This is a genomic window from Cupriavidus sp. MP-37, from assembly GCF_020618415.1.
In the GTDB taxonomy this organism is placed as follows: Bacteria; Pseudomonadota; Gammaproteobacteria; order Burkholderiales; family Burkholderiaceae; genus Cupriavidus.
In genome coordinates this window covers 2,942,832-2,966,737 of sequence record NZ_CP085344.1, presented here as the reverse complement: position 1 = coordinate 2,966,737, position 23,906 = coordinate 2,942,832, and the positions used below count along the sequence as shown (strand labels likewise).

21 protein-coding genes are annotated in these 23,906 nt (G+C 67.9%); 6 read left to right on the top strand and 15 right to left on the bottom strand.

The genetic code is table 11. From position 1 onward, the window contains the following. Positions 1-164 precede the first annotated feature (164 nt). A complete protein-coding gene (gene dnaE / locus LIN44_RS13685) occupies positions 165-3,677 on the top strand; it encodes a DNA polymerase III subunit alpha (RefSeq protein ID WP_227312532.1) in 3,513 nt (1,170 codons plus the stop codon). Positions 3,678-3,707: 30 nt separating this feature from the next. Here the strand turns inward: dnaE and LIN44_RS13680 are convergent, their stop codons facing one another. Beyond that, positions 3,708-4,772: a glycosyltransferase family 4 protein gene (locus tag LIN44_RS13680; protein WP_227312531.1), complete on the bottom strand. Its 1,065-nt coding sequence runs from the start codon at positions 4,770-4,772 to the stop codon at positions 3,708-3,710. 48 nt (positions 4,773-4,820) lie between these two features. Further along, positions 4,821-5,585: a glycosyltransferase family 2 protein gene (locus tag LIN44_RS13675; RefSeq protein ID WP_227312530.1), complete on the bottom strand. Its 765-nt coding sequence runs from the start codon at positions 5,583-5,585 to the stop codon at positions 4,821-4,823. A 304-nt stretch (positions 5,586-5,889) separates the two neighbouring features. Between LIN44_RS13675 and LIN44_RS13670 the strand changes: the two genes are divergently transcribed. Both LIN44_RS13670 and msbA read left to right on the top strand, forming a co-directional pair. Further along, a complete protein-coding gene (locus LIN44_RS13670) occupies positions 5,890-6,663 on the top strand; it encodes a glycosyltransferase family 25 protein (RefSeq protein WP_227312529.1) in 774 nt (257 codons plus the stop codon). A 99-nt stretch (positions 6,664-6,762) separates the two neighbouring features. Then, positions 6,763-8,487 carry a lipid A export permease/ATP-binding protein MsbA gene (gene msbA / locus LIN44_RS13665; protein WP_174549309.1) on the top strand — a complete coding sequence of 575 codons (1,725 nt, stop codon included), beginning with the start codon at positions 6,763-6,765 and terminating at the stop codon, positions 8,485-8,487. A gap of 73 nt (positions 8,488-8,560) precedes the next feature. Here msbA and waaC read toward each other — a convergent pair whose 3' ends face one another. Continuing rightward, positions 8,561-9,538 (bottom strand): lipopolysaccharide heptosyltransferase I, encoded by a 978-nt coding sequence (gene waaC / locus LIN44_RS13660; protein ID WP_227312528.1) that lies wholly within the window; start codon positions 9,536-9,538, stop codon positions 8,561-8,563. A gap of 178 nt (positions 9,539-9,716) precedes the next feature. Here waaC and LIN44_RS13655 point away from each other — a divergent pair, with 178 nt between their 5' ends. Continuing rightward, positions 9,717-10,307 (top strand): peroxidase-related enzyme, encoded by a 591-nt coding sequence (locus LIN44_RS13655; RefSeq protein WP_227312527.1) that lies wholly within the window; start codon positions 9,717-9,719, stop codon positions 10,305-10,307. Positions 10,308-10,357: 50 nt separating this feature from the next. Here LIN44_RS13655 and LIN44_RS13650 read toward each other — a convergent pair whose 3' ends face one another. Beyond that, entirely contained in the window at positions 10,358-10,864 is a 507-nt protein-coding gene (locus LIN44_RS13650; RefSeq protein WP_227312526.1) for a hypothetical protein, read from the bottom strand. A 292-nt stretch (positions 10,865-11,156) separates the two neighbouring features. Between LIN44_RS13650 and LIN44_RS13645 the strand changes: the two genes are divergently transcribed. Further along, positions 11,157-11,507: a hypothetical protein gene (locus LIN44_RS13645; RefSeq protein WP_227312525.1), complete on the top strand. Its 351-nt coding sequence runs from the start codon at positions 11,157-11,159 to the stop codon at positions 11,505-11,507. Positions 11,508-11,570: 63 nt separating this feature from the next. Here LIN44_RS13645 and rng read toward each other — a convergent pair whose 3' ends face one another. The 8 genes from rng to LIN44_RS13605 form a co-directional block, all read right to left on the bottom strand. After that, entirely contained in the window at positions 11,571-13,037 is a 1,467-nt protein-coding gene (rng, locus tag LIN44_RS13640; RefSeq protein WP_227312524.1) for a ribonuclease G, read from the bottom strand. A gap of 117 nt (positions 13,038-13,154) precedes the next feature. Next, on the bottom strand, positions 13,155-13,781 hold the full coding sequence (locus tag LIN44_RS13635; RefSeq protein ID WP_227312523.1) for a nucleoside triphosphate pyrophosphatase: 627 nt from the start codon (positions 13,779-13,781) through the stop codon (positions 13,155-13,157). Positions 13,782-13,812: 31 nt separating this feature from the next. Next, positions 13,813-14,292 (bottom strand): 23S rRNA (pseudouridine(1915)-N(3))-methyltransferase RlmH, encoded by a 480-nt coding sequence (rlmH, locus tag LIN44_RS13630; protein ID WP_227312522.1) that lies wholly within the window; start codon positions 14,290-14,292, stop codon positions 13,813-13,815. A 64-nt stretch (positions 14,293-14,356) separates the two neighbouring features. After that, positions 14,357-15,091 carry a ribosome silencing factor gene (gene rsfS, locus LIN44_RS13625; RefSeq protein WP_227312521.1) on the bottom strand — a complete coding sequence of 245 codons (735 nt, stop codon included), beginning with the start codon at positions 15,089-15,091 and terminating at the stop codon, positions 14,357-14,359. Between the two features lie 63 nt (positions 15,092-15,154). Further along, positions 15,155-15,865, bottom strand: a complete 711-nt coding sequence (locus LIN44_RS13620; protein WP_227312520.1) for a nicotinate-nucleotide adenylyltransferase — start codon at positions 15,863-15,865, stop codon at positions 15,155-15,157. A gap of 34 nt (positions 15,866-15,899) precedes the next feature. Next, positions 15,900-16,811, bottom strand: coding sequence for an oxygen-dependent coproporphyrinogen oxidase (gene hemF / locus LIN44_RS13615; protein WP_227312519.1), 912 nt, complete (start codon positions 16,809-16,811; stop codon positions 15,900-15,902). 141 nt (positions 16,812-16,952) lie between these two features. Next, positions 16,953-18,221, bottom strand: coding sequence for a phosphoribosylamine--glycine ligase (gene purD / locus LIN44_RS13610; RefSeq protein WP_227312518.1), 1,269 nt, complete (start codon positions 18,219-18,221; stop codon positions 16,953-16,955). An 89-nt stretch (positions 18,222-18,310) separates the two neighbouring features. Further along, on the bottom strand, positions 18,311-19,036 hold the full coding sequence (locus LIN44_RS13605; protein ID WP_062797414.1) for a YebC/PmpR family DNA-binding transcriptional regulator: 726 nt from the start codon (positions 19,034-19,036) through the stop codon (positions 18,311-18,313). A gap of 219 nt (positions 19,037-19,255) precedes the next feature. On the opposite strand from LIN44_RS13605, the gene LIN44_RS13600 reads away from it, so the two are divergent. Then, entirely contained in the window at positions 19,256-20,779 is a 1,524-nt protein-coding gene (locus LIN44_RS13600; protein ID WP_227312517.1) for a helicase HerA-like C-terminal domain-containing protein, read from the top strand. Between the two features lie 169 nt (positions 20,780-20,948). Here the strand turns inward: LIN44_RS13600 and LIN44_RS13595 are convergent, their stop codons facing one another. The 3 genes from LIN44_RS13595 to LIN44_RS13585 form a co-directional block, all read right to left on the bottom strand. Continuing rightward, the gene (locus LIN44_RS13595; protein WP_227312516.1) at positions 20,949-21,113 is read right to left on the bottom strand and encodes a DUF3149 domain-containing protein; all 165 of its coding nucleotides are present in this window, start codon (positions 21,111-21,113) and stop codon (positions 20,949-20,951) included. 127 nt (positions 21,114-21,240) lie between these two features. Continuing rightward, entirely contained in the window at positions 21,241-21,891 is a 651-nt protein-coding gene (upp, locus tag LIN44_RS13590; RefSeq protein WP_012352165.1) for a uracil phosphoribosyltransferase, read from the bottom strand. Positions 21,892-22,029: 138 nt separating this feature from the next. Beyond that, on the bottom strand, positions 22,030-23,430 hold the full coding sequence (locus LIN44_RS13585; RefSeq protein WP_227312515.1) for an MFS transporter: 1,401 nt from the start codon (positions 23,428-23,430) through the stop codon (positions 22,030-22,032). Positions 23,431-23,906: the final 476 nt, after the last annotated feature.

Sequence of the window (23,906 nt, the reverse complement as noted above, 5' to 3'; positions counted from 1 at the left end):
CTTGCGATAACTGCCTGATTGGAAACGCGAAATTATAGCGTGCGCGCGGGCGTCCGGCGGCGCATTCCGCAGCACGCCGATCGGCTTTGCGCCACGGGGCGCCGGCTCCCGCGGCACGCAACATTGGCGGCATGCCGGCGGGCCGAGCCGGTACAATGTCGCCCATGTCTGCACCCCGCTTCGTACACCTCCGCCTGCATTCCGAATACTCCATCGTCGACGGCATCGTCCGCCTCGATGATGCCGTCAAGGCCGCCGCCGCCGATGGCATGGGCGCGCTCGCCCTGACGGACCTTGCCAATGCCTTCGGGCTGATCCGTTACTACAAGGAAGCGCGCGGCAAGGGCGTCAAGCCGGTGGTCGGCGCCGACGTGTGGCTGACCAACGCCGAGGACCGCGACAAGCCCGCGCGCCTGCTGCTGCTGGTGCAGGACCGGCGCGGCTACCTGAACCTGTGCATGCTGCTGTCGCGCGCATGGCTGGGCAACCAGTACCGCGGCCGCGCCGAGATCGATCCGGCCTGGTTCCAGGAACCCGGCGAGGACGACCTGCCGCTGGCCACCGGCCTGATCGCGCTGTCGGGCGCGATGGGCGGCGACATCGGCATGGCGCTCGCCAACGGCAATGCCGAAGGCGCGCGCCGCGCCGCGCAGCACTGGGCCACGGTGTTCCCGCAGCGTTTCTATATCGAACTGCAGCGCGCCGGCCACGCCGGCACCGACGCTTACGTGCAGCAGGCGGTGCAACTGGCGGCAGCGCTGCAGCTGCCGGTGGTGGCGACGCATCCGGTGCAGTTCATGACCCCGGACGACTACACCGCGCACGAGGCGCGCGTCTGCATCGCCGAGGGCGAGCTGCTGGCCAACCCGCGCCGCACCCGGCGCTTCACCACCGACCAGTATTTCAAGACCCAGGACGAGATGTGCGCGCTGTTCGCGGACATTCCGTCGGCGCTGGAGAACGCGGTCGAGATCGCGCGCCGCTGCAACCTGACGCTGGAGCTGGGCAAGCCGCGCCTGCCGCTGTTCCCGACGCCCGATGGCATGTCGCTCGACGACTACCTCGTCTTCATGGCCAAGGAAGGCCTGGAGAAGCGCCTGGCGGTGCTGTTCCCCGACGAGGCGGTGCGCGAGGCCAAGCGCCCGGAATACTACGCGCGGCTGGAGTTCGAGACCGGCACCATCATCAAGATGGGCTTCCCCGGCTACTTCCTGATCGTCGCGGACTTTATCAACTGGGCCAAGAACAACGGCGTGCCGGTGGGCCCGGGCCGCGGTTCGGGCGCGGGCTCGCTGGTCGCGTATGCGCTCGGCATTACCGACCTCGACCCGCTCAAGTACGCGCTGCTGTTCGAGCGTTTCCTGAACCCGGAACGGGTCTCGATGCCCGACTTCGACATCGACTTCTGCCAGCACGGCCGCGATCGCGTGATCACCTACGTGAAGGAGAAGTACGGCAAGGATGCGGTGTCGCAGATCGCCACCTTCGGCACCATGGCGGCCAAGGCCGCGGTGCGCGACGTGGGGCGCGTGCTCGACCTGGGCTACGGCTTTGTCGACGGCATTGCCAAGCTGATCCCGTTCAAGCCGGGCAAGCTGGTCACCATCGAAGAGGCCAAGAAGGAAGAGCCGCTGCTGACCGAGCGCGAGCGCAACGAGGAAGAAGTGCGCCAGCTGCTCGAGCTGGCGCAGCGCGTCGAGGGCATGACCCGCAACGTCGGCATGCACGCCGGCGGCGTGCTGATCGCGCCCGGCAGGTTGACCGATTTCTGCCCGCTGTACACGCAGGGCGCGCAGAACGACGGCATGAGCGGCGTCGTCAGCCAGTATGACAAGGACGACGTCGAAGCCGCCGGCCTGGTCAAGTTCGACTTTCTGGGGCTGACCACGCTGACCATCCTGGACTGGGCCGAGCGCTATATCCGCCGGCTGGATCCCAGCAAGGCCGACTGGAACTGCAGCCAGATCCCGCTCGACGACGGCCCCGCCTTCGACATCCTCAAGACCGCCAACACGGTCGCCGTGTTCCAGCTGGAAAGCCGCGGCATGCAGGGCATGCTGAAGGATGCCAAGCCTGACCGCTTCGAGGACATCATCGCGCTGGTGGCGCTGTACCGTCCCGGCCCGATGGACCTGATCCCCAGCTTCTGCGCGCGCAAGCACGGCCGCGAGAAGGTGGAGTATCCCGATCCGCGCGTCGAGCCCGTCCTGAAAGAGACCTACGGCATCATGGTCTACCAGGAGCAGGTGATGCAGATGGCGCAGATCATCGGCGGCTACTCGCTCGGCGGCGCCGACCTGCTGCGCCGCGCCATGGGCAAGAAGAAGCCCGAGGAGATGGCGCAGCACCGCGTGATGTTCCGCGAGGGCGCCGACAAGAACGGGCTGTCGGCGCAGCAGGCCGACGACATCTTCGACCTGATGGAGAAGTTCGCGGGCTACGGCTTCAACAAGTCGCACGCCGCCGCCTATGCGCTGCTGGCGTACTACACCGCGTGGCTCAAGGCCCACCATCCGGCCGAATTCATGGCAGCCAACATGTCGCTGGCCATGGACGACACCGACAAGGTCAAGATCCTCTACGAGGACTGCAAGCTCAACAAGATCGCGGTGCTGCCGCCGGACGTCAACGCCAGCGAATACCGCTTCGCGCCGACCGATCCGAAGACCATCCGCTACGGCCTGGGCGGCATCAAGGGCAGCGGGCAGGGCGCGATCGAAGACATCCTGCGTGCGCGCGAGGAGCGGCCGTTCACCGACCTGTTCGATTTCTGCGAGCGGGTCGACCGCCGCCAGGTCAACCGCCGCACCATCGAGGCGCTGATCCGCGCCGGCGCCTTCGACAGCCTCAACGACAACCGCGCGCAGCTGCTCGCGTCGGTGCCGATCGCGATGGAGGCCGCCGAGCAGAAGGCGGAATCGGCCAACCAGGTGTCGCTGTTCGACCTGATGGGAGATGCCGGCGACGCGCACCGCCCGGAGCTGCTCGACGAGCCGCGCTGGAGCCCCAAGCGCATGCTGCAGGAAGAAAAGCAGGCGCTCGGCTACTACTTCTCGGGCCACCTGTTCGACGCCTACCGCGACGAGGTGCGCCGCTTCAACAAGGGCACGCTGGCCGGGCTGGAAAAGGAAGTGCAGGGCAATGGCGGCGGCTTCGGCCGTGACGTGCGCGGCAAGACCATTGCCGGCGTGATCAGCGGCATGCGCACGCAGATGACCCAGCGCGGCAAGATGCTGATCGTCACGCTCGACGACGGTACCGGCCTGGTCGAGATGACCGTGTTCAATGAGGTCTTCGACGCCAACCGGCAGATGTTCCGCGAGGACGAACTGCTGATCGCCACCGGCAATGCGCGCCACGATACCTTCACCGGCGGCGTTCGCTTCACCGCGGAATCGGTGATGGACCTGGTCGCCGCGCGGGTGCGCTTTGCCAGCGCGGTGCGGCTGTCGATGAACGGCAATTCCTCGACCGGCATGCTGCGCGAGCTGCTGATGCCCCACCTGGCCCGTGCCAGCGGCGTGCAGGGCTTGCCGGTGCGGATCCGCTACGAGGCGAAGTCCGCCAGCTGCGAGGCCATGCTCGGCCCCGACTGGCAGGTGGTGCCTTCCGACGAGGCACTGACTGCGCTGCGCCAGGTGCTGTCGGCGGATGCCGTCAGCACGGTCTACGAATAAGCTCTGCCGGAGTTCGCTTCGGGTGCTGCTTCAGGCGGCGCGCCGAGCGTTGGCCGCGAGCCGCAGCAGGGTGTCGACATGGACCGCGATATCCGGATCGTAGTCGAGCAGCGCGAGCGGGTTCGCCAGCCGCGCCTGGCCGCTGCGCACCGACTCCACCGCGGCGCGGATGGCATGGTCCAGCGTTTCGCTGCGCTCGCGCGAGAACGCATGCACCGCTTGCGGCCGGATCACTTCCAGGCAGGCGATATTGTCGGCGAACACCAGCGGCGTGCCGCACAGCACCGATTCCACCCCCACCAGCCCGAACGGCTCATAGCCCGAGGCCAGGATGGTGAAGTCGGCGGCGCGGTAGAGCGCGTCGATGCGGCTGCTGTAGCCCAGCTCGCGCACGCGCGCGATGGTGCGCCCGACCGGGCGGCCGGCCACGGCCAGCGTGATCGGCAGGTCCGAGCGGGAGAAGTAGTCGGCCAGCAGGTCGAAGCCCTTGCGGGCATGGCCCGATGACGGGAACAGGAACACGATCTCGTCGTCGCCGAAGCCGAACTCGCGCCGCAGCGCGGCGCGCGCGCCGTCATCGACCGGCGTGAAGCGCTGCGTGTCGACCGGCGGGTAGACCAGCTCGACGCGCTCGGGCGCGATCCCGTACAGCTCGATCACTTCGCGCCGCATCAGCGCGGAATGCGCCACCACGCGGTGCGCGCCGGCATATTGCGCGCTTTCGAGATCGATCTGCCACTGGTCCGAGCGCCGCGCCGGCGTATCCCGCGCGGCGAGGTAGCCGCGATGCGTGCCGCCGCAGATGGCGATATCGGAGCCGCGCACGCGATTGCAGCCGATCAGCACCTCGCCGGCATCGCGCAGCCCCTGCAGCCGCCACGAGAAATAGCGGTCGCGCAGCTTGCCCGGCAGCCACGACACCACGATCCGATGCGCGGCGACCCCGGCGGAAGCGGCCACGCCGGCGTCGAAACGGCGCGCGTAGACCGAGACTTCGGTATCGGCGCGCCGCGCCATGGCACGGCTGATGTCGAGCGCGTAGCGCTCCAGGCCGCCGCCGGCGCCGAAGCGATTGCAGGAGATGCCAACTTTCATCGATCGAGAGGGTAGAGGATAGGGCGGCGCGCGACCGCGTTGAGCGTTTTAGCCGGCCGCCTTGTTTTCCGCCGCGGCGTGCAGCTGCGCCAGCTTGGCGTACTTGTAGTAGCTGGCCTGCGCATTCATCAGCGCGACGCCGAAGCCGGCGCTGCCGTCGAGGAAGCCGCGCTTGAGCAGGTAGGTGCGCACGAACGCCCACAGGCCGTGGCCCGCGGCCGTGGCGACCGAGCTGCGCTTGCCGCGGGCATAGGCCTGCTGCGCGCCCGCGCTGGAATAGCTGTCGATCTTGCGCAGCACGTCCGACAGCGAGCGGTAGCTGTAGTGCACCAGCGGCTCGCGCAGCCGCGTGACCGGGTCGTCCACCTTCAGGTGTTCGTGCACCAGATCGTCGGTGAAGCGGCCGCGGCCCTTGCGGAAGACCCGGGTGACATAGTCCGGATACCAGCCGGCGTGGCGCACGAAGGTGCCGCAGAACGCGGACAGGCGCGGCAGCGCCAGCGCCTGCGCATCGGTTTGCTGCAAGTGGTGCAGGATTTCGTCGCGCAGCGCGGGGGTGACGCGTTCATCGGCGTCCAGGCTGAGGATCCAGTCGCCGCTGGCGGCCTCGACCGCGCGGTTCTTCTGCGGCCCGAACCCTGGCCAGTCCTCGGTCTGGATCACGGTGGCGCCGGCGGCACGCGCGATCGCCACCGTGTCGTCCGTGCTGGCCCAATCCACTATAATCGCCTCTTCGCACCAGGACACGCTTTCAAGGCATGGCCCGATATTGTGAGCTTCATTCCTGGTAATGATGACGGCGGAGACTTTCATGGAAGGTAGGGGCGCGCCCCGTCCGGGCCAGGCCGGCCAGCCGCCGGCGTCGCCGCCAGCCGGGCGCTGATGGAAGAGCGCGTATTCTACCGCACCGGCGCAGTGGCCCCGCAGCCGCCTGGCGCCTCGTTGCCGGGGTGCGCCGGGCGCGCCGAAGCCCAGCCCAACTCTCAGTTGCCAAATTGATGACACGAGCACATTGGTCCCGATTCACAGGGATGGAAACCGCTTTATCCCTGGTGGCGTGTGCCGCATCGATCTCGCTTTCACGCCGTATCGGCCAGCACGCATGGGCGGTGGCGGCATGATCGGCGCCTATGTGATCAACCTCGAAGCCGCCGAAGCCCGCCGCCAGCGCATTGCCGGCCAGCTGACGCGCCTCGGGGTGCCGTTCCAGGTGTTTGCCGCGGTGAACGGACGCGCCCTCGCCGAGGACGAGCTCGCGCGCCGCTACGATGCGCGGGCCGCCAGCGCCAGCTACCGCCCGATGAGCCGCGGCGAGATCGGCTGCGCGCTGAGCCATCTGGGGGTCTACCGCAAGATGCTCGAAGACGGCGTCGGCCTGGCGCTGGTGCTGGAAGACGATGCGCTGCTGGGCGATGACCTGCCGGAAGTGCTGGCGGCGCTGGCGGCGCAAATGGACCCCGCCCGCCCGGACGTCGTGCTGCTGTCGCATGTCGACAAATTCACCCGCTGGGGCACCAAGGCGCTGGGTCCGCGACGCAAGCTGGTGCGGCGTTATGGCGAATGGTGGCGCGCGCATGGCTATGTCGTCACCCGTGCCGCGGCCGAGCGGCTGGTGGCGGGACTGCAGCCCACCTGGTGCGCCGCCGACTACTGGTCCGCGTTCGAGCGGCGCGGGCTGGTCTCGGTCCGCGCCGTGGTCCCGTATTGCATCGGCCTGACCGAACTGGCCGAGGCCTCGTCGCTGGAAACGCATCGCGCCGACCTCGACGCCACCGACAAGGCGCGCCGCAGTGTCGGCTATTATCTGCGCCGCTATGTCTACCAGCGCTTCCTGTTCCAGGTCTTCGTCAGGCCCTTCCTGCGCGTCGCGCGCCAGAAGCGGCCGGGCTAGCGCCGCGCGCTGGTGCCGCAACGCCGCCATCATCCAGAAGAAAACTCAGTGACCACATCCAAACCGCCCATTTCGCCAGGTGCCGCCGTGCCGTCCAGCATGGCCAGCCGGCTCTGGTCTTACCTGCGCCCCGAGCTGCGCATCTTTATCGGTGCCATCCTCGCCATGGCAGTGGTGGCCGCCAGCGAAGGGGTGATCCCCAAGGTTGTCAACGACCTGCTCGACAAGGGCTTCGGCGGCGACTACGCCGGCACGCTGTGGCATGTGCCGGCGATCCTGACCGGCGTGGCGCTGATCCGCGGCGTGGCGCAGTTTGCCTCGGGCTACCTGCTCAACCTGATCTCGAACCGCGTGCTGCTGAAGATGCGGCTGCAGATGTTCGAGCGCCTGCTGCAGGCGCCGGCGTCGTTCTACCACCGCAATACCGCGGCGTCGCTGATCAACGCGGTGATCTTCGAGGTCAACCAGGTGCTGCAGATCCTGACCAGCGTGTTCATCACGCTGGTGCGCGATTCGCTGACCGTGGTCGCGCTGCTGATCTACCTGTTCTATACCAACTGGCGCCTGACGCTGATCGTCGCGGTGATCCTGCCGGTGATCGGCTACCTGATGTCGAAGATCAACCGTCGGCTGCGCAAGCTCAACCGCGATCACCAGACCTATACCAACAATGCCGCCTACGTGGTCGAAGAGGCCGTGGGCGGCTACAAGGTGGTCAAGCTGCATGGCGGCGAGGCCTATGAGCTGCGGCGCTTCCGCACCGTGGCCGAGCGGCTCAAGAACTACTCGATGCGCATGGCGGTGGCGGGCGGGCTGAACCAGCCGGTCACGGCGTTCCTGGCGGCGCTGGCGCTGTCGGTGATCATCACCATCGCGATGGTGCAGGCGCAGGCCAACCAGACCACGGTGGGTGGCTTTACCGGCTTTGTGATGGCGATGCTGCTGCTGATCTCGCCGCTCAAGCACCTGACCGACATCAACCAGCCGCTGACGCGCGGCATCACCGCCGCCGAGATGATCTTCCGGCTGATCGACGAACCGGTCGAGCCGCAGGACGGCGGCAAGCCGCTCGCCCGCGCGCGCGGCGAACTGGCCTTCGAGCAGGTCGGCTTCCGCTATGGCGAGGCGCCGCGCGCCGCGCTCGAAGGCATCGACCTGCGCGTCAGCCCGGGCGAGGTGGTGGCGCTGGTGGGCCCGTCGGGCAGCGGCAAGACCACGCTGGTCAACCTGGTGCCGCGCTTCTTCGATCCCACCTCCGGTCGCATCTTGCTCGACGGCGTGCCGCTGACCGAGCTGGCGCTCAAGGACCTGCGCAACCAGATCGCTTTCGTCAGCCAGGACGTGGTGCTGTTCAACGACACGGTCGCGGCCAATGTGGCCTATGGCGCGCAGCCCGGCAGCGAGATCGACATGGCGCGGGTCGAGCGCGCGCTGGCGGCGGCCTACCTGACCGAAACCGTCAAGGGCCTGCCCGAGGGCGTGCAGACCAATATCGGCGACAACGGCATGAAGCTGTCCGGCGGCCAGCGCCAGCGCCTGGCGATCGCGCGCGCGCTGTACAAGGACGCGCCGATCCTGATCCTGGACGAGGCCACCTCGGCGCTGGACTCGGAATCGGAGCGCCAGGTGCAGGCGGCGCTGGAGGAACTGATGAAGGGCCGCACCACGCTGGTGATCGCGCACCGGCTGTCGACCATCGAGAATGCCGACCGCATCGCCGTGCTCGACCACGGCCGCGTCGCCGAGACCGGCACCCACGCGCAGCTGCTCGCGGCCAATGGCCTGTATGCCGGGCTGCACCGGATCCAGTTCGCCAGCCAGTAGGCGGTTGCGGACTATCCAGCAAAAAGGGCCGGTGCGAATGCACCGGCCCTTTTTTGTCGCCGTGGCGGCGGGATCAGTTGGTCGAAGTGACCCGGGGCAGCACTTCGTCGATGGCGGCCAGCACCTCGTCCCGTTGCGGCACCACGCCGCCGCCGCCCAGCGACACCGCGCGGCCCGGCGCATCGACGCCGTACAGGTGGCGCGAGGTGGTCGTGAACAGGATCACCGTCGGCCGGCGCAGCGCGTCGGCAATATGCACGAAGCCGGTGTCCATGCCGACCACCAGCGACGCCTTGCCGACCATCTGCGCCACGCCGGTGATGCTCAGGCGCGGCATCACCTCGGCGCCGGGCACGCTGGCGGCGATGGTTTCGGCTTCCTGGCGCTCGGCGTCATTGCCCCAGGGAACCAGCACGCGCAGCCCGCGCGCCGAGATGGCGCTGCCGACGCTGATCCAGTCGGCCACCGGCCACTTCTTTTCCTCGCTGGAAGTGGCGTGGAACAGCATCGCGTAGGGGCCCTTGCCGGCCGCAGCGGGCGTGTCCGCCGGCATTTCCAGGCCGTAGTCCATGTCCCGGGTCATGTCGTAGCCGAGCGCGCGGCTGACCGCGCGGCGCATGCGGTTGCGCGCGCAATCCTCTTCCACGAACGGCTGGAACACATGGTTGTAGGCGAAGCGCGCGCCGCTCTCGCCCAGTTCCTGGACCGGATAGCCATAGCGATGGCGCGTGCGGGCGAGGAAGGTGACGATGGCGCTCTTGTAGACGCCGTGGACGTCCAGCACCGCGTCGTATTTCTCGCGGCGCAAGGCGCGCAGGGCACCGAAGATCTCGCGCAGGCCGGCCCAGCTGCGCGCCTTCTTGAACCCGCGCAGCGGTGCGGCGATCACGCGCTCGATATTGGGATTCCAGCGCGGCACGTCGGCACAGTAGGAGTCGGCGATCCAGTCGATCTTGACGCCGGGAAAGGCGCGCTGCAGGTCAGCCACCAGCGGCTGGGTGAACACCATGTCGCCGAGCGAGGTCAGCTTGACGATGAGAATACGTTTCATCGGGAACAATAGCGCGGTCGGGGGCCGCCTGGTTCGGAAGGTGCGTAGTATGCCTGATCGCGCGGGCCTGTGTCCGTGCGATCCATGGTCGACATCCGGCCCGCCGGCTGGCGCGCGATCCGTTAGTATTGGTGGCAGAAGCCTCACGATGATGATGCCAATCCAACCGGAGACCACCATGTCAGACACGGCATTCCCGCTCAGCCGCTACCCCATCCCGGCGCTGGCCGACCTCCCCGACGATATCCGCGCGCGCATCCTGGAAGTCCAGGAGAAGGCCGGCTTCGTTCCCAACGTGTTCCTGGCGCTGACGCACCGTCCCGACGAGTTCCGCGCCTTCTTCGCCTATCACGATGCGCTGATGCTCAAGGACGGCGGCCTGACCAAGGGCGAGCGCGAGATGATCGTGGTGGCCACGTCCGCCGCCAACCAGTGCCTGTATTGCGTGGTGGCGCATGGCGCGATCCTGCGCATCTACGAGAAGAAGCCGTTGGTCGCGGACCAGGTTGCGGTGAACTACTTGAAGGCCGACATTGCGCCGCGCCAGCGCGCCATGCTCGACTTCGCCATGAAGGTCTGCACCGCTTCGCATGAAGTCGGCGAAGCCGATTTCGAGGCGCTGCGCGCGCACGGCTTTAGCGACGAGGACGCCTGGGACATTGCCGCGATCACGGCGTTCTTCGGCCTGTCCAACCGCATGGCCAACACCATCGGCATGCGCCCGAACGACGAGTTCTACCTGATGGGCCGGGTGCCGAAAGCGAAGTAGCGCGAAGTAATGCGAAGTAGCGGCGCCGCGGTGCCGCGGCGCCGGGTGGCTCAGCGCACTTCGGCGCAGGCACCGCTCTTGGGATCGAACAGCACCGGCCACGCCTGCTCGTAGATGCCGGGCGTGCAGTACTTCTCGCAGCGGTTATGCGCCAGCGTGACGCGGCGCGGATCCTGCCAGACCAGCAGCTTGCACTGGCTGCCGTCGATCGCCTGCAGCTCGATGTGCGGGGTCGCGCGGACCTGGCGGAACTGCACCAGGTTGAATTCGCAACTGCCGCGCCGCGACACCCACAGCTTCCATTTCAGCGCGCGCACCTCGTTGGCCCTGACATCCATCAGCGCGTCTTCGCGGAAGCCGTCTTCCTCGGTGCGCTTGCAGGCTGCGGCAATATTGATGACCTTGGGCGCGATCGGCGTGGCGCGCTCCTTTGGCGCCTCGGGGACTTCGACCTTGGCTTCGGGCGGTGGCGGCGCGCGCCTGGCGATCGGCAATGGCGCGCACGCCACCGATAACAGGAGGGCCAGCACACAGGCCCCATGGTTCGTGGCGTTCATGCCGGACTCCTTGCTTGCCGACCGGCAGGGCCGCAACGGCACAGCGCGCGCGGACAGCCGGGCGCGGCCACCGTGCGGAGGCCGCTGACCTACCTTCGTTTAGTTATAGCGGATGGCAAACGGAAGTGGGCTAGGGCCATTCCCGAGTCCAGAATTCAGCGTGTGCCAGGCATCGGACAGGCGCCGTCCATGCATCGCGTTACGTTCGCGGTTACGTAATTAAACAGCTTGAAACACTGCAATGCGCGGCCGCATGCTAGCCTCGCTCCAACCTCTGCTTGCCCGTTCCGACATGAAGCCCCGCATCCTGGTATCCCTCGTGGTCCTGCCCGTGCTGCTCGGCGCCTTCGGCGCCGCCGCCCATGCCGACGACGACTGGGACGACGATGACCGTCGCTATGGACGGCACTATGGCCGCCACTACGACCGCTACTACGATCGCTACTACAAGGGCGACGACTACAAGGAAGAATTCTGGGTCGGCAACTGCAAGATCAAGCGCAAGTGGAAGGACAACGGCGAGTACAAGGAAGAGCGCAAGTGCAAGGACCGCCCGGTGGTGTACCAGCCGCCGCCCCCGCCGGTGTATTACCAGCCCGAACCCGCGCTGGTGATCAGCCCGCACGTGGTGATCCGGCCTTGAAGCAAGACAGCCCGCCAGTTGGCGGGCTGTTTCGCTATGCCGGCAACGTTCGCGCCCGCCGCTTCACATCAGGATAATGTCGTACTGCTCCTGGTGGAAGGTCGATTCCACCTGCAGCGAGATCGGCTTGCCGATGAAGTCGCCCAGCATCGCCAGGTGCTGGCTTTCCTCTTCCAGGAACAGGTCGATCACTTCCTGCGAGGCCAGGATGCGGAACTCGCGCGGGTTGAACTGGCGCGATTCGCGCATGATCTCGCGCAGGATGTCGTAGCAGACCGTGCGCGGCGTCTTGACCTGGCCCTTGCCCTGGCAGACCGGGCATTGCTCGCACAACACATGCGCCAGCGACTCGCGCGTGCGCTTGCGCGTCATCTCGACCAGGCCCAGCTGCGAGAAGCTGTTGACGGTGATGCGGGTGCGGTCGCGCGACAGCGCGCGCTTGAGCTCGGACAGCACCGCATCGCGGTGCTCGGCGTTCTCCATGTCGATGAAGTCGATGATGATGATGCCGCCGAGGTTGCGCAGCCGCAGCTGGCGCGCGATGGTATGGGCCGCCTCCAGGTTGGTCTTGAAGATGGTGTCGTCGAAGTTGCGCGCGCCCACGTAGCCGCCGGTGTTGACGTCGATGGTCGTCATCGCCTCGGTCTGGTCGATCATCAGGTAGCCGCCAGACTTCAGGTCCACCCGGCGCGACAGCGCCTTCTCGATCTCGGCGTCGATATTGAACAGGTCGAAGATCGGCCGCTCGCCGGTGTAGTGCGACAGCCGCGGCAGCACCGCCGGCGTGTATTCCTTGGCGAACTCCAGCAGCATCTGGTAGTTCTCGCGCGAGTCGATCTGGATCACGCCGGTGGCGTCGTTGATGAAGTCGCGCAGCACGCGCTGGGCCAGGTTCAGGTCCTGGTAGAGCAGGTTGGGCGCGGGCAGGGTAGTGGCGTTCTGGCGGATCGCGCCCCAGATCTTGCGCAGGTAGGCGATATCGTTGCCGAGTTCCTCGTCGGTCGCTTCCTCGGCGATGGTGCGCACGATAAAGCCGCCGCGCTCGTCGGCGGGCACCAGTCCCTGCACGCGGCTGCGCAGCGCCTCGCGGTCGACTTCGCCTTCGATGCGCTGCGAGATGCCGATATGCGGGTCCTGCGGCAGGTACACCAGCGTGCGGCCGGCAATGCTGACCTGGGTCGACAGCCGCGCGCCCTTGGTGCCGATCGGGTCCTTGATCACCTGCACCATCAGCGCCTGGCCTTCGAACAGGGTCTTCTCGATGGCGAGCTGCGGGGTGGAACTGTTGCGGTCCGGGTCGCGCGGATGCCAGATGTCGGCCACGTGCAGGAAGGCGGCGCGCTCCAGCCCGATGTCGATAAAGGCCGACTGCATGCCGGGCAGCACCCGCACCACCTTGCCCAGGTAGATATTGCCGACCAGCCCGCGCGTGAGCGTGCGTTCGACATGCAGTTCCTGGACGGCGGCCTGCTGCACGATGGCGACGCGGGTCTCTTGGGGCGTGATGTTGACGAGTATGTCTTCAGTCATAGCGGGTGAAACGCGTCGCCGGTGGCCCCGGCGGGGTGAACGGCAGGATTAGCGGGCCGGATCGTCGGGGCCAGCGGGCCCGATAAGCGGCGGGATACGGTTGTCCGGCGGCGCCGCTCAGAACCGCAGCCGGGCCTGGCGAAGTAACGCCGCCGTCTCAAACAAGGGCAAGCCCATGATACCTGAATAGCTGCCCGCAATCCGCGCCACGAACTCGGCCGCGCGGCCCTGGATGCCGTAGGCGCCGGCCTTGCCCAGCGGCTCGTTGCTGGCGACATAGCGCTCGATTTCGGCGGGCTGCAGCGGGCGGAAGGTGACTTCGGAAACCGACAGCGCATGGCGCATGCCGGTGGCCGACACCACCGTCACCGCGGTCAGCACGCGGTGCGTGGCGCCCCCCAGCGCGCCCAGCATGGCGGCGGCGTCGGCGCCGTCGGCGGGCTTGCCGAGGATGCGGCCGCCCAGGCAGACCGTGGTGTCCGAGGTCAGCACCGGCGCATCCGGCAGCGCGCGGCGTTCGCGGCGGCGCAGCGCGGCTTCGGCCTTGAGCGCGCACACGCGCTGGACATAGTCGTCGGGGCTTTCGCCGGGCAGCACGGCCTCGAGCGCTTCGGCGTCTTCGTCGTCGTCGGCCAGCAGCAGTTCGAAGCGCACGCCGAGCTGGGTCAGCAGCTCGCGCCGGCGCGGGCTTTGCGAGGCGAGGTAGAGGTAGTCGTGCAGGGGGGCGTGCAGGGTGTCGGGCATCGCGGCGGGGGCCTTCCGGCGACAGCCGGGATCAGGCCCGATGGTAGGGGTGGTTCTGCGTGACGGACCACGCGCGGTACAGCTGCTCGGCCAGCAGCACGCGCACCATGCCGTGCGGCAGGGTCAGGCTGGACAGCCGGATCAGCGTGCTGGCGCGGGCCTTGAGCGCGGGATCGAGCCCGTCGGCGCCGCCGATCAGGAAGGCCACGTCGCCGCCCTCGCGCTGCCAGTCGCTCAGCTGCGCGGCCAGTTGCACCGTGGTGAAGTCGCGGCCGCGCTCGTCCAGCGCAACGATGCGGCACTGCTTCGACAGGCTGGCCAGCACCGACTCGATGCGCGCGGCTTCGCGCTGCATCACGGTGGCGGCGTTATTGCTGGAAGAGCGTGTTTCCGGCTTGACCTCGCGCAGCTCGATGCGCAGTTCGGGCGGCATGCGCTTGGCGTATTCGCTGAAGCCGGTTTCGATCCAGCCGGGCATCTTGTGGCCGACGGCCACGATCACCAGTTGCATGGGTCAGACGATGCGGTGATGCGGCGCGGCCGCCGGACTGACGCCCAACGGCCGCCCCCCGGACTCAGGCCGAGCGGGTGGCGCGCTTGCGCGCGGCCGGCTTGGCTGCGGCGGTCTTGGCCGGTGCCTTCTTGGCGGGAGCCTTCTTTGCCGCGGTCTTGGTGGCGGTCTTGCGCGCGGTGGTGCCGGCGGCGGTCTTGCGCGGCGCAGCGGCGCGGGTGCCGGCGGTCTTGCTGGCCGGGGTCTTGGCGGCGCTCTTGCGGGCCGGCTTGCGGATGGTGGCGATGGCGTCGGCGTCGGTGTCCTCGTGGCCCATCGGCGGCGACGGCTCCTTCATGCCTTCGGGCAGGCGCGCCAGCGCCGGGCGCAGGTTGCTGGCGCGGCGCACCGTGCGTACCGGGGCCTCGTCCTCGTCTTCGTCCATGGGCTCGCTGGCCTTGGCCAGGCGGGCGCCGGTGGCCAGCTTCATGCGCACCGGCTTGTCGCCCCAGATTTCTTCGAGGTTGTAGTACAGGCGCAGTTGCGGCTGCAGGATGTGGACCACGGCGTCGCCGCAGTCGACCAGCACCCATTCGCCGGTTTCCAGGCCCTCGACCGCAACGATATGGCCGCCCGCTTCCTTCACCGTATCCCGCACCGACGCTGCCAGCGCCTTGGTCTGCCGGTTGGATGTGCCGCTGGCAATCACCACCCGGTCGAACAGTTCCGTCAGGTGGCTGGTGTCGTACACCTTGATGTCCTGCGCTTTGACATCCTCGAGGCCGTCGACGATGGCGCGTTGCAGTTTACGAATATCCATGGGTGTCTTCTTGTTCAGCTCAGATCGGTTTGGGGGGTGGGCGCCGGGTCGATGCAACCCTGGTCATGCCCGGGCCGGGGCATTGCGGTACAGCCCGTGGCTGGCAATGTAGTGTGCCACGCCGGGCGGCAGTTGGTCATCTGCCGGCTGGCCGGCCGCCAGCCGCTGGCGCAGATGGGTGGAAGAGAGGTCGACGGCGAGCGTCTGGTCGATCCACATCCGGCCGGAGGGCGTGCATTGTATCAGGTGCGTGTCGGCCTGACGCTCGGCCAGCGCGGCCAGCACCGGACCCTCCAGCGCCGAAAGCGCGAAGCGCGGCCGTGTTGCGGTGCACAGGTGCACGTGCGCGAACAGTTCCTGCCAGCCATGCCAGGTGTGCAGGCGCAACAGCTGGTCGGCGCCCATCAGCCAGCACAGCGAGGCCTCGGGGCCGTATTCGGCGCGCAGCTGGCGCACCGTGTCGATGGTGTAGCTGGGGCCGGCGCGATCCACCTCCATGCGGCTCACCCGGACTTTGGCGCCGCTGTCGCCGAGCGCCGCGGCGGCCAGTTCGGTCATCGCCAGGCGGTCCGCGGCTGGGGTCACGTCGTCGCCCTTTTGCCAGGACTGGCCGGTGGGAATCCATACCAGCTCGTCCAGGCCCAGATGGTCGATGCACAGACGCGCCAGCGCCAGGTGGCCGACGTGGGGCGGATCGAAGGTGCCGCCCAGGATACCCAGGCGGTAGGGGCGGGCGGCGCCAGGCTGTGGCGAGGTGCCCGCGGCGGCGGGCATGCGGGGGTGCGGAGGATGGGCCATGGGTCAGCCGTCAGGCCCAGGCGCGCGCCGGCAGGAAGTCGGTGTACAGCGCCGCTTCGGGGCTGCCCGGTTCCGGTTGCCAGTCATAGCGCCAGGCCGCCAGCGGCGGCATCGACATCAGGATCGACTCGGCGCGCCCGCCCGATTGCAGGCCGAACAGCGTGCCGCGGTCGAACACCAGGTTGAACTCGACGTAGCGTCCGCGCCGGTAGGCCTGGAAAGCGCGCTCGCGCTCGCCGTAGGGCGTGTCCTTGCGGCCCTGCAGGATCGGCAGGTAGGCGTCCAGGAAGGCGTCGCCGACCGCCTGCATCATGGCAAAGCTGCGTTCGAAGCCGAGCGCCGAGAAGTCGTCGAAGAAGATGCCGCCGATGCCGCGGGCCTCGTTGCGGTGCTTCAGGAAGAAATACTCGTCGCACCACTGCTTGAAGCGCGGATACAGGTCGTCGCCGAAGGGAGCCAGCGCCTGCCGGCAGGTGCGGTGGAAGTGCGTGCAGTCGTCGGCGTTGCCGTAGTAGGGCGTCAGGTCCATGCCGCCGCCGAACCACCAGACCGGTTCCGCGCCCGGCTTGAGCGCCAGGAAGCAGCGCACATTCATATGCACCGTGGGCACATGGGGGTTGCGTGGATGGAACACCAGCGACACGCCCATGGCCTCGAAGCTGCGCCCCGCCAGTTCCGGCCGGTTGGCCGTGGCCGACGGCGGCAGGGTGTCGCCGCTGACGTGCGAGAAGCCCACGCCGGCGCGCTCCATCACCGCGCCGCCTTCCAGGATGCGGGTGCGGCCGCTGCCGCGCAGGCGTTCGGTGGGCGGTTTCTCCCAGGCGTCGGTCAGGAACGGCTGGCCGTCGATGGCACCGATGGCATCGGTGATGCGGTCTTGCAGACCGAGCAGATAGGCACGGACTGCCTGGGAATCGATCATGGTGGGCTGAATCGGATAAACCGACGAAGGGACCGGCCGGATGGCAGTCCGGCAGCCAGTCGGCTGCCGCTTGCGTCACAGCATTGTCACGATTGTACCGGCTGGGCGGCCGCTTGGTCGCTCCGGGCCGCTGGCGGCCAGTCAGCGCTTGATGGCGCGGTAGCCGATGTCGGTGCGGTACTGCATGCCGTCGAAGCGGATCTGCTCGACCGCGGCATAGGCGGCGCGCTGCGCGGCCTTGACGGTGTCGGCAAGGCCGACCACGCACAGCACGCGCCCGCCCGAGGTCAGCAGGGTGCCGTCCTTGAGCGTGGTGCCGGCGTGGAAGGTCACGCTGTCGTCGGTTTCGGCCGGGATGCCGGTGATGGCATCGCCCTTGCGCGGGTCGTCCGGATAGCCGTGCGCGGCCATCACCACGCCCAGCGCGGTGCGGCGGTCCCAGTCCAGCTCGATGCTGTCGAGCTTGCCGGAGACGGCGGCTTCCATCACGTCGACCAGGTCGGTCTTCAGGCGCGCCAGGATCGGCTGGGTTTCCGGATCGCCCATGCGGCAGTTGAATTCCAGCGTCTTCGGGTTGCCGTCCTGGTCGATCATCAGGCCGGCGTACAGGAAGCCGGTGTACGGGATGCCGTCCTTTTCCATGCCGCGCACCGTCGGCAGGATGATCTCGCGCAGCGCGCGCGCGTGCAGCGCGGGCGTGACCACCGGCGCCGGCGAATACGCGCCCATGCCGCCGGTGTTGGGGCCGGCGTCGCCGTCGAGCAGCCGCTTGTGGTCCTGGCTGGTGGCCAGCGCCAGCACGTTCTTGCCGTCGACCAGCACGATGAAGCTGGCTTCCTCGCCGTCGAGGAACTCTTCGATCACCACGCGCGCGCCGGCGTCGCCGAGCTTGTTGCCGGCCAGCATCATGTCGACGGCCTGGTGCGCTTCCTCCAGCGTCATCGCCACCACCACGCCCTTGCCCGCGGCCAGGCCGTCGGCCTTGATCACGATCGGCGCGCCCTGCGCGTCGATGTAGGCATGCGCCTGCGCGGCGTCGGCAAAGGTCTGGTAGGCGGCGGTGGGAATGCCGTGGCGGTGCATGAACGCCTTGGCGAAATCCTTGGACGATTCCAGCTGCGCCGCGGCCTGGGTGGGCCCGAAGATGCGCAGGCCCTTGGCGCGGAAGATATCGACGATGCCGGCGGCCAGCGGCGCCTCGGGGCCGACCACGGTGAAGGCCACGCCTTCGCGCTCGGCGAAGGCGGCGATGACCTCGGGATCGGTCAGCGGAACATTCTGCAGGCGCTTGTCGAGCGCGGTTCCGCCGTTGCCCGGCGCGACGTACACCACCTGCACCTTGGGCGACTGGGCCAATTTCCAGGCCAGCGCGTGTTCACGTCCACCCGAGCCGACAACCAATACTTTCATGATCCACTGCCAGAAAAGAAACGCATGCAAAAAGGCGGCAGCTGGGTCTTGAAAGCCGGGCTGCCGCCGTTGGGGAGCTTGTTACCGTTTTAGTCTTCGATCACCGCGTTGGTGAAGACTTCCTGCACGTCGTCCAGGTTTTCCAGGGCGTCGAGCAGTTTCTGCATCTTGACCGCGTCGTCGCCGCTGAAGCTGACTTCGTTCTGCGGCTTCATCACCACGTCGGCGACTTCGGCCTTGAAGCCGGCGGCTTCCAGCGCCGCCTTGACCGCCGAAAAATCGTTGGGCGGGCAGGTGACTTCGATCGAGCCGTCGTCGTTGGTGACGACATCGTCGGCGCCGGCTTCCAGCGCGGCCTCCATCAGCTTGTCTTCTGGCGTGCCGGGCGCAAACAGGAACTGGCCGCAGTGGGTGAACATGAACGCCACCGAGCCCTCGGTGCCCATGTTGCCGCCATGCTTGGAGAAGGCGTGGCGCACCTCGGCCACGGTGCGGGTGCGGTTGTCGGTCAGGCAGTCGACGATGATCGCGGCGCCGGAGAGGCCGTAGCCTTCGTAGCGGATTTCCTCGTAGTTCACGCCTTCCAGGCCACCCACGCCGCGCTGGATCGCGCGCTGGATGTTGTCCTTGGGCATGTTGGCATCCATCGCCTTGTCCATGGACAGGCGCAGGCGCGGGTTGGAGTCGGGATCACCGCCGCCAAGCTTGGCGGCCACGGTGATTTCCTTGATCAGGCGGGTCCAGATCTTGCCGCGCTTGGCGTCTGCGGCGGCTTTCTTGTGTTTGATATTGGCCCATTTCGAGTGACCGGCCATGATTCTCTCCGAAGCGGAATGCGGTGATCTGCGGTGATGTTGTGCGGGGTCGCCAGGCGCGCCGCGGCTGCATCGGCAAGGCGGGCGGGCGGCGCGCGCCAGGTGACGGATATGCCTGGCGGCTGGCTATAATCAGCCCAGGATTTTATCACGCGGGCCTGCCCGCGCCGCCCGGACTCGCTCGACTCCCAACCGACCCTCACGGAATCCAGGAACATCATGGCCGACCCCATCCTCATCGCCAAGAATGCCGAACATGAACTGGTGCTGCTGCCGCAGATGGGCAACCGGCACGGGCTGATCACCGGCGCCACCGGCACCGGCAAGACCGTCACGCTGCAGACGCTGGCGCAAGGGTTTTCGCGCCTCGGCGTGCCGGTGTTCATGGCGGATGTCAAAGGTGACCTGACCGGCATTTCACAACCGGGCCAGCCGTCGGACAAGCTCAAGCAGCGGCTGGCCGACCTGAACCTGCCCGAGCCGGCGTGGGGCGGCTGCCCCACCACGCTGTGGGATGTGTTCGGCGAGAAGGGCCACCCGGTGCGCGCCACGGTCTCGCACATGGGGCCGCTGCTGCTGTCGCGCATGCTCGAGCTGAACGACACCCAGCAGGGCGTGCTGAACCTGGTGTTCCGCATCGCCGACGCCAACGGCCTGCTGCTGCTCGACGCCAAGGACCTGCGCGCGATGCTGCAGTACGTCGGCGACAATGCCAGCCAGTTCACCACCGAGTACGGCAATATCTCGGCCGCCTCGGTCGGCGCGATCCAGCGCGGGTTGATCGCGCTGGAGTCGCAGGGCGGCGACGTCTTCTTCGGCGAGCCCATGCTGAACCTGGAAGACTTCATCCAGACCGACAAGGGCCAGGGCGTGGTCAATATCCTGGCCGCGGACAAGCTGATGAACGCGCCGCGGCTGTACGCGACCTTTCTGCTGTGGATGCTGTCCGAACTGTTCGAAAAGTTGCCCGAGGCCGGCGACCTCGACAAGCCCAAGCTGGTGTTCTTCTTCGACGAGGCCCACCTGCTGTTCAACGATGCGCCCAAGGCGCTGCTCGACAAGATCGAGCAGGTGGTGCGCCTGGTGCGCTCCAAGGGCGTGGGCGTGTACTTCGTCACGCAGAACCCGGTCGATATCCCCGACACCGTGCTGGGCCAGTTGGGCAACCGCGTGCAGCATGCGCTGCGCGCCTTTACCCCGCGCGACCAGAAGGCGGTCAAGGTGGCGGCCACCACCATGCGCGCCAACCCGAAGCTGGACCTGGAGACCGCCATCGGCGAGCTGGGCGTGGGCGAGGCGCTGGTGTCGTTCCTCGACGCCAAGGGCACGCCGCGCGTGACCGAGCGCGCCTGGGTGCTGGCGCCGGGCAGCCGCATCGGCCCGGCGACGGAAGACGAACGCAAGCAGCTGGTCGCGAACTCGCTGGTGGCGGGCACCTATGAAAAGACCGTCGACCGCGAATCCGCCTATGAAAAGCTGCGCGGCAGCGTGCCGACGGTGGCGAATGGCGGCAAGGGCGCGGGCGGCGCGAGCGCCGGCCAGCCCGCGGGCGAGCAGGACGGCGGCTGGCTCGGCACCGCCGGCGACATCTTCGGCACGCTGACCAAGGGCACCGGCAAGAGCGGCCGCGGCGATTCGATCCTGGAATCGATGGCCAAGTCGGCCGCGCGCACGGTGGGCTCGCAGGTCGGGCGCGAGTTGATCAGGGGGGTGCTGGGGAGCTTGCTGGGGAAGAAGAAGTAGGCGGTTCAGGCTTGCGCGGTTTGCTCCCCTCTCCCGCGCGCGGGAGAGGGGCCGGGGGTGAGGGCGGGCGCTGGCAATTGCGACAGCCGTTACTTCGTGGAAGCTCCCGCCCTCACCCCAGCCCTCTCCCGCAAGCGGGAGAGGGAGTACACCGGCGGTCATTCATGGGTCAGCGCCGTTGTGCCGCCTCACTCGACTTCGCCGCTTCACCATCCTCGCGCATCTTGCGCGCGAACAGGCGGGCGAAGAACCAGCCCATGCCGATGATGAAGACGATCACGCCCAGGCTCATCAGCCCGGTACTGGTACTGAACAGGATCTTGAAGGCTTCCATGCGTCGCTCCCTTGGTGTGGATGGTGGCGCGCGGTGTGGTTGCGCCGGCGCTTGCCGCCAGTGTAGGGAGCCGCTTCAGGCGGGCCATTGAGGCCGGTCAAGCGCCGGCCAGCCCGCTCTGGCGCAATCAGTTCTTGGTGCCGAACAGCCGGTCGCCGGCATCGCCCAGCCCGGGCACGATATACGCATCGGCGTCCAGGTGGCTGTCGAGCGAGGCGACGAACAGCTTCACCCCAGGATGCGCTTTCTGGAACACCTCCACGCCCTCGGGGGCGGCCACCAGCGCGACGAAGGTGATGGCCTCGTCCTTGACGCCGCGGCGCTTGAGCACCTCCACCGCGTGCGCGGCCGAATAGCCGGTGGCGACCATCGGGTCGCACAGGATGAAGCTGCGGTCTTCCAGCGCGGGCAGGCGCACCAGGTATTCCACCGGGCGATGCTGCTCGTCGCGGTACACGCCGATATGGCCGATGCGCGCCGACGGAATCAGCTCGACCAACCCGTCGCTCATGCCCACCCCTGCGCGTAGCACCGGCACGATGGTCAGCTTCTTGCCGGCGATCACCGGCGCGTCCAGCTCGACCAGCGGGGTTTCGATGCGGCGCGTGGTCAGCGGCAGGTTGCGGGTGATCTCGTAGCCCATCAGCAGCGTGATCTCGCGCAGCAACTCGCGGAAGGTGCGCGTCGACGTTTCCTTGTCGCGCATGTGCGAGAGCTTGTGCTGGATCAGCGGGTGGTCGAGGATGAAGAGGTTGGGAAAGCGCGGGTCTTGTTTCATGGCTGGCGGCGAGGGCTCGGCGGGATGGCGAGTGAAGCGGGCGCGGGAGATCGGATGGATTCGCGCGCCGCGCCGTTGCAGCCGGATTGTAATGGAAGCGGGCCGCCGCGCCCGCCGGCGACCCCGTGGCGCCTTCGGCTAGTCGAGCGCGCGGTCCTTCGACTCGATATCGACCAGGAAGATGGCGAGCGCCGCCACGGCCAGGAACGACGACAGCAGCGCCAGCGCCAGCGTGAACTGGCTGGCCATGATCGGCGCGACGATGGACGGGGCGAACAGGCCGCCGAAGCGCGCCATCGCGCCCGCGGTGCCCATGCCGCTGGCGCGCAGGTCGGTCGGGTACACCTCGGGCGTGAAGGCGTACAGCGCGCCCCAGGTGCCGAGCAGCGAGAAGCTCATCAGCAGGGTCGAGCCGATCACCAGCGCCGGCGACTGGCCCAGGCTGTACAGCATGCAGCCCGCCGCGCTCAGCAGCAGGAAGCCGATCAGGGTCGGCTTGCGGCCCCAGCGCTCGACGCCGTGCGCGGCCAGCGCGAAGCCCGGCAGCTGCACCAGCGCCAGCACGATCAGGAACACCTGGCCGCGCATGAAGCCGAAGCCCTGGCCCGCCAGCTTCACCGGCAGGTAGACGAAGACCCCGTAGTAAGCGATCGAGATCAGCATCCACGCCGCCAGCAGGCAGATGGTGCGGCGCCGGCAGCCGGCCGCGAACAGCGCAAACACCGATTTGCGCTCCATCTTCTGCGGCTGCAGCGCGCCGATCTCCACCGACACGCGGTTGGCCGCGGCCACCCGCTGCAGCACCGCGCGGGCCTCGTCCGAGCGCCCCGATTTATTCAGGTAGAGCGGCGACTCGGGCACGAAGAAGCGGAACACCACGCCGACCAGCGCCGGGATGCCGGTGACCAGGAAGATCAGCCGCCAGGCATCGTCGCCGCGCGACACCGCGATCAGCGCCAGGATAGCCAGCAGGATGGTGCCGACCGCCCAGAACGACTCCAGCAGCACCAGCCAGCGGCCGCGCCGGTCCGACGGCAGGAATTCCGCCATCATGGTGTAGTCGACCGGCAGGGTGCCGCCGACGCCGATGCCGGTCAGGAAGCGCAGCAGCAACAGCCACTGGAAGTCCGGCGCGAACGCCGAGGCGACGCCGCAGATGGCGTCGATGACCACCGCCATCATCAGCACCGGGCGGCGGCCGATGCGGTCGGCCAGGCGGCCGAACACGAAGGCGCCGATCAGCATGCCGACGAAGAACATGGTGCCGGTCTGCAGCGCCGTCGGCACCGGAATGCCGAAAGTCGCGGCAATCGACGGCGCGGTGAAGCCGATCGACAGCACCTGCATCGCGTCGGCAAGCCAGACCAGGCCGAAGATGACGAACAGCCGATACTGGAAGCGGCCGACGCCGGCGGCGCGGATGCCCTGCTCGATCGTGATGGGCTGCGCCGACGCGGCCCGCGCGCTGGGCTGTGGGGCCAGACCTGGCGTGGCGTCCGGGATGGTCGTGGTGGCCATGGATGAAATGGATGACGACATGTTTGTCTACCTGTCTCGTTATAGGCTGGTTCTGGAGCTTGGAAGCACGCGCGGAGCGAAGCGGGCCGGCACGCGATGCCGGCGGCTGCGGAATGCAACGGCGCCGGGCTGACTGGCGCCGCACGGCACTCCCGCGGGGGCGATGGCTTCCACCTGGCGCGGCTGGACCTATCCCGGTAGCACGCCTGCAACAGCTTGCTGGTACTGATACGACATAGTCACTCCTGGTTGTCTACCCTTGGTTTGGTCAGGCCCGGTGTCCCGGTGGTCTGGCGGATCCATGCAAGCCCCGCGCCAGCGCGTCCGGTGATGTATCGGGCCGGTCTTATGGTTTTGTGTTCTTGTCCGCCGCTTGCGGCGCGCCGTCCTTGTGCGGGGAGGCACCGCTGCGTGCCCGCTGGCACTCATGTAGTGCACACTACATGATCGTTCAGCGTAAGCTACATGAAACTGGCGGGCAAGGCCGAATTGCGGTT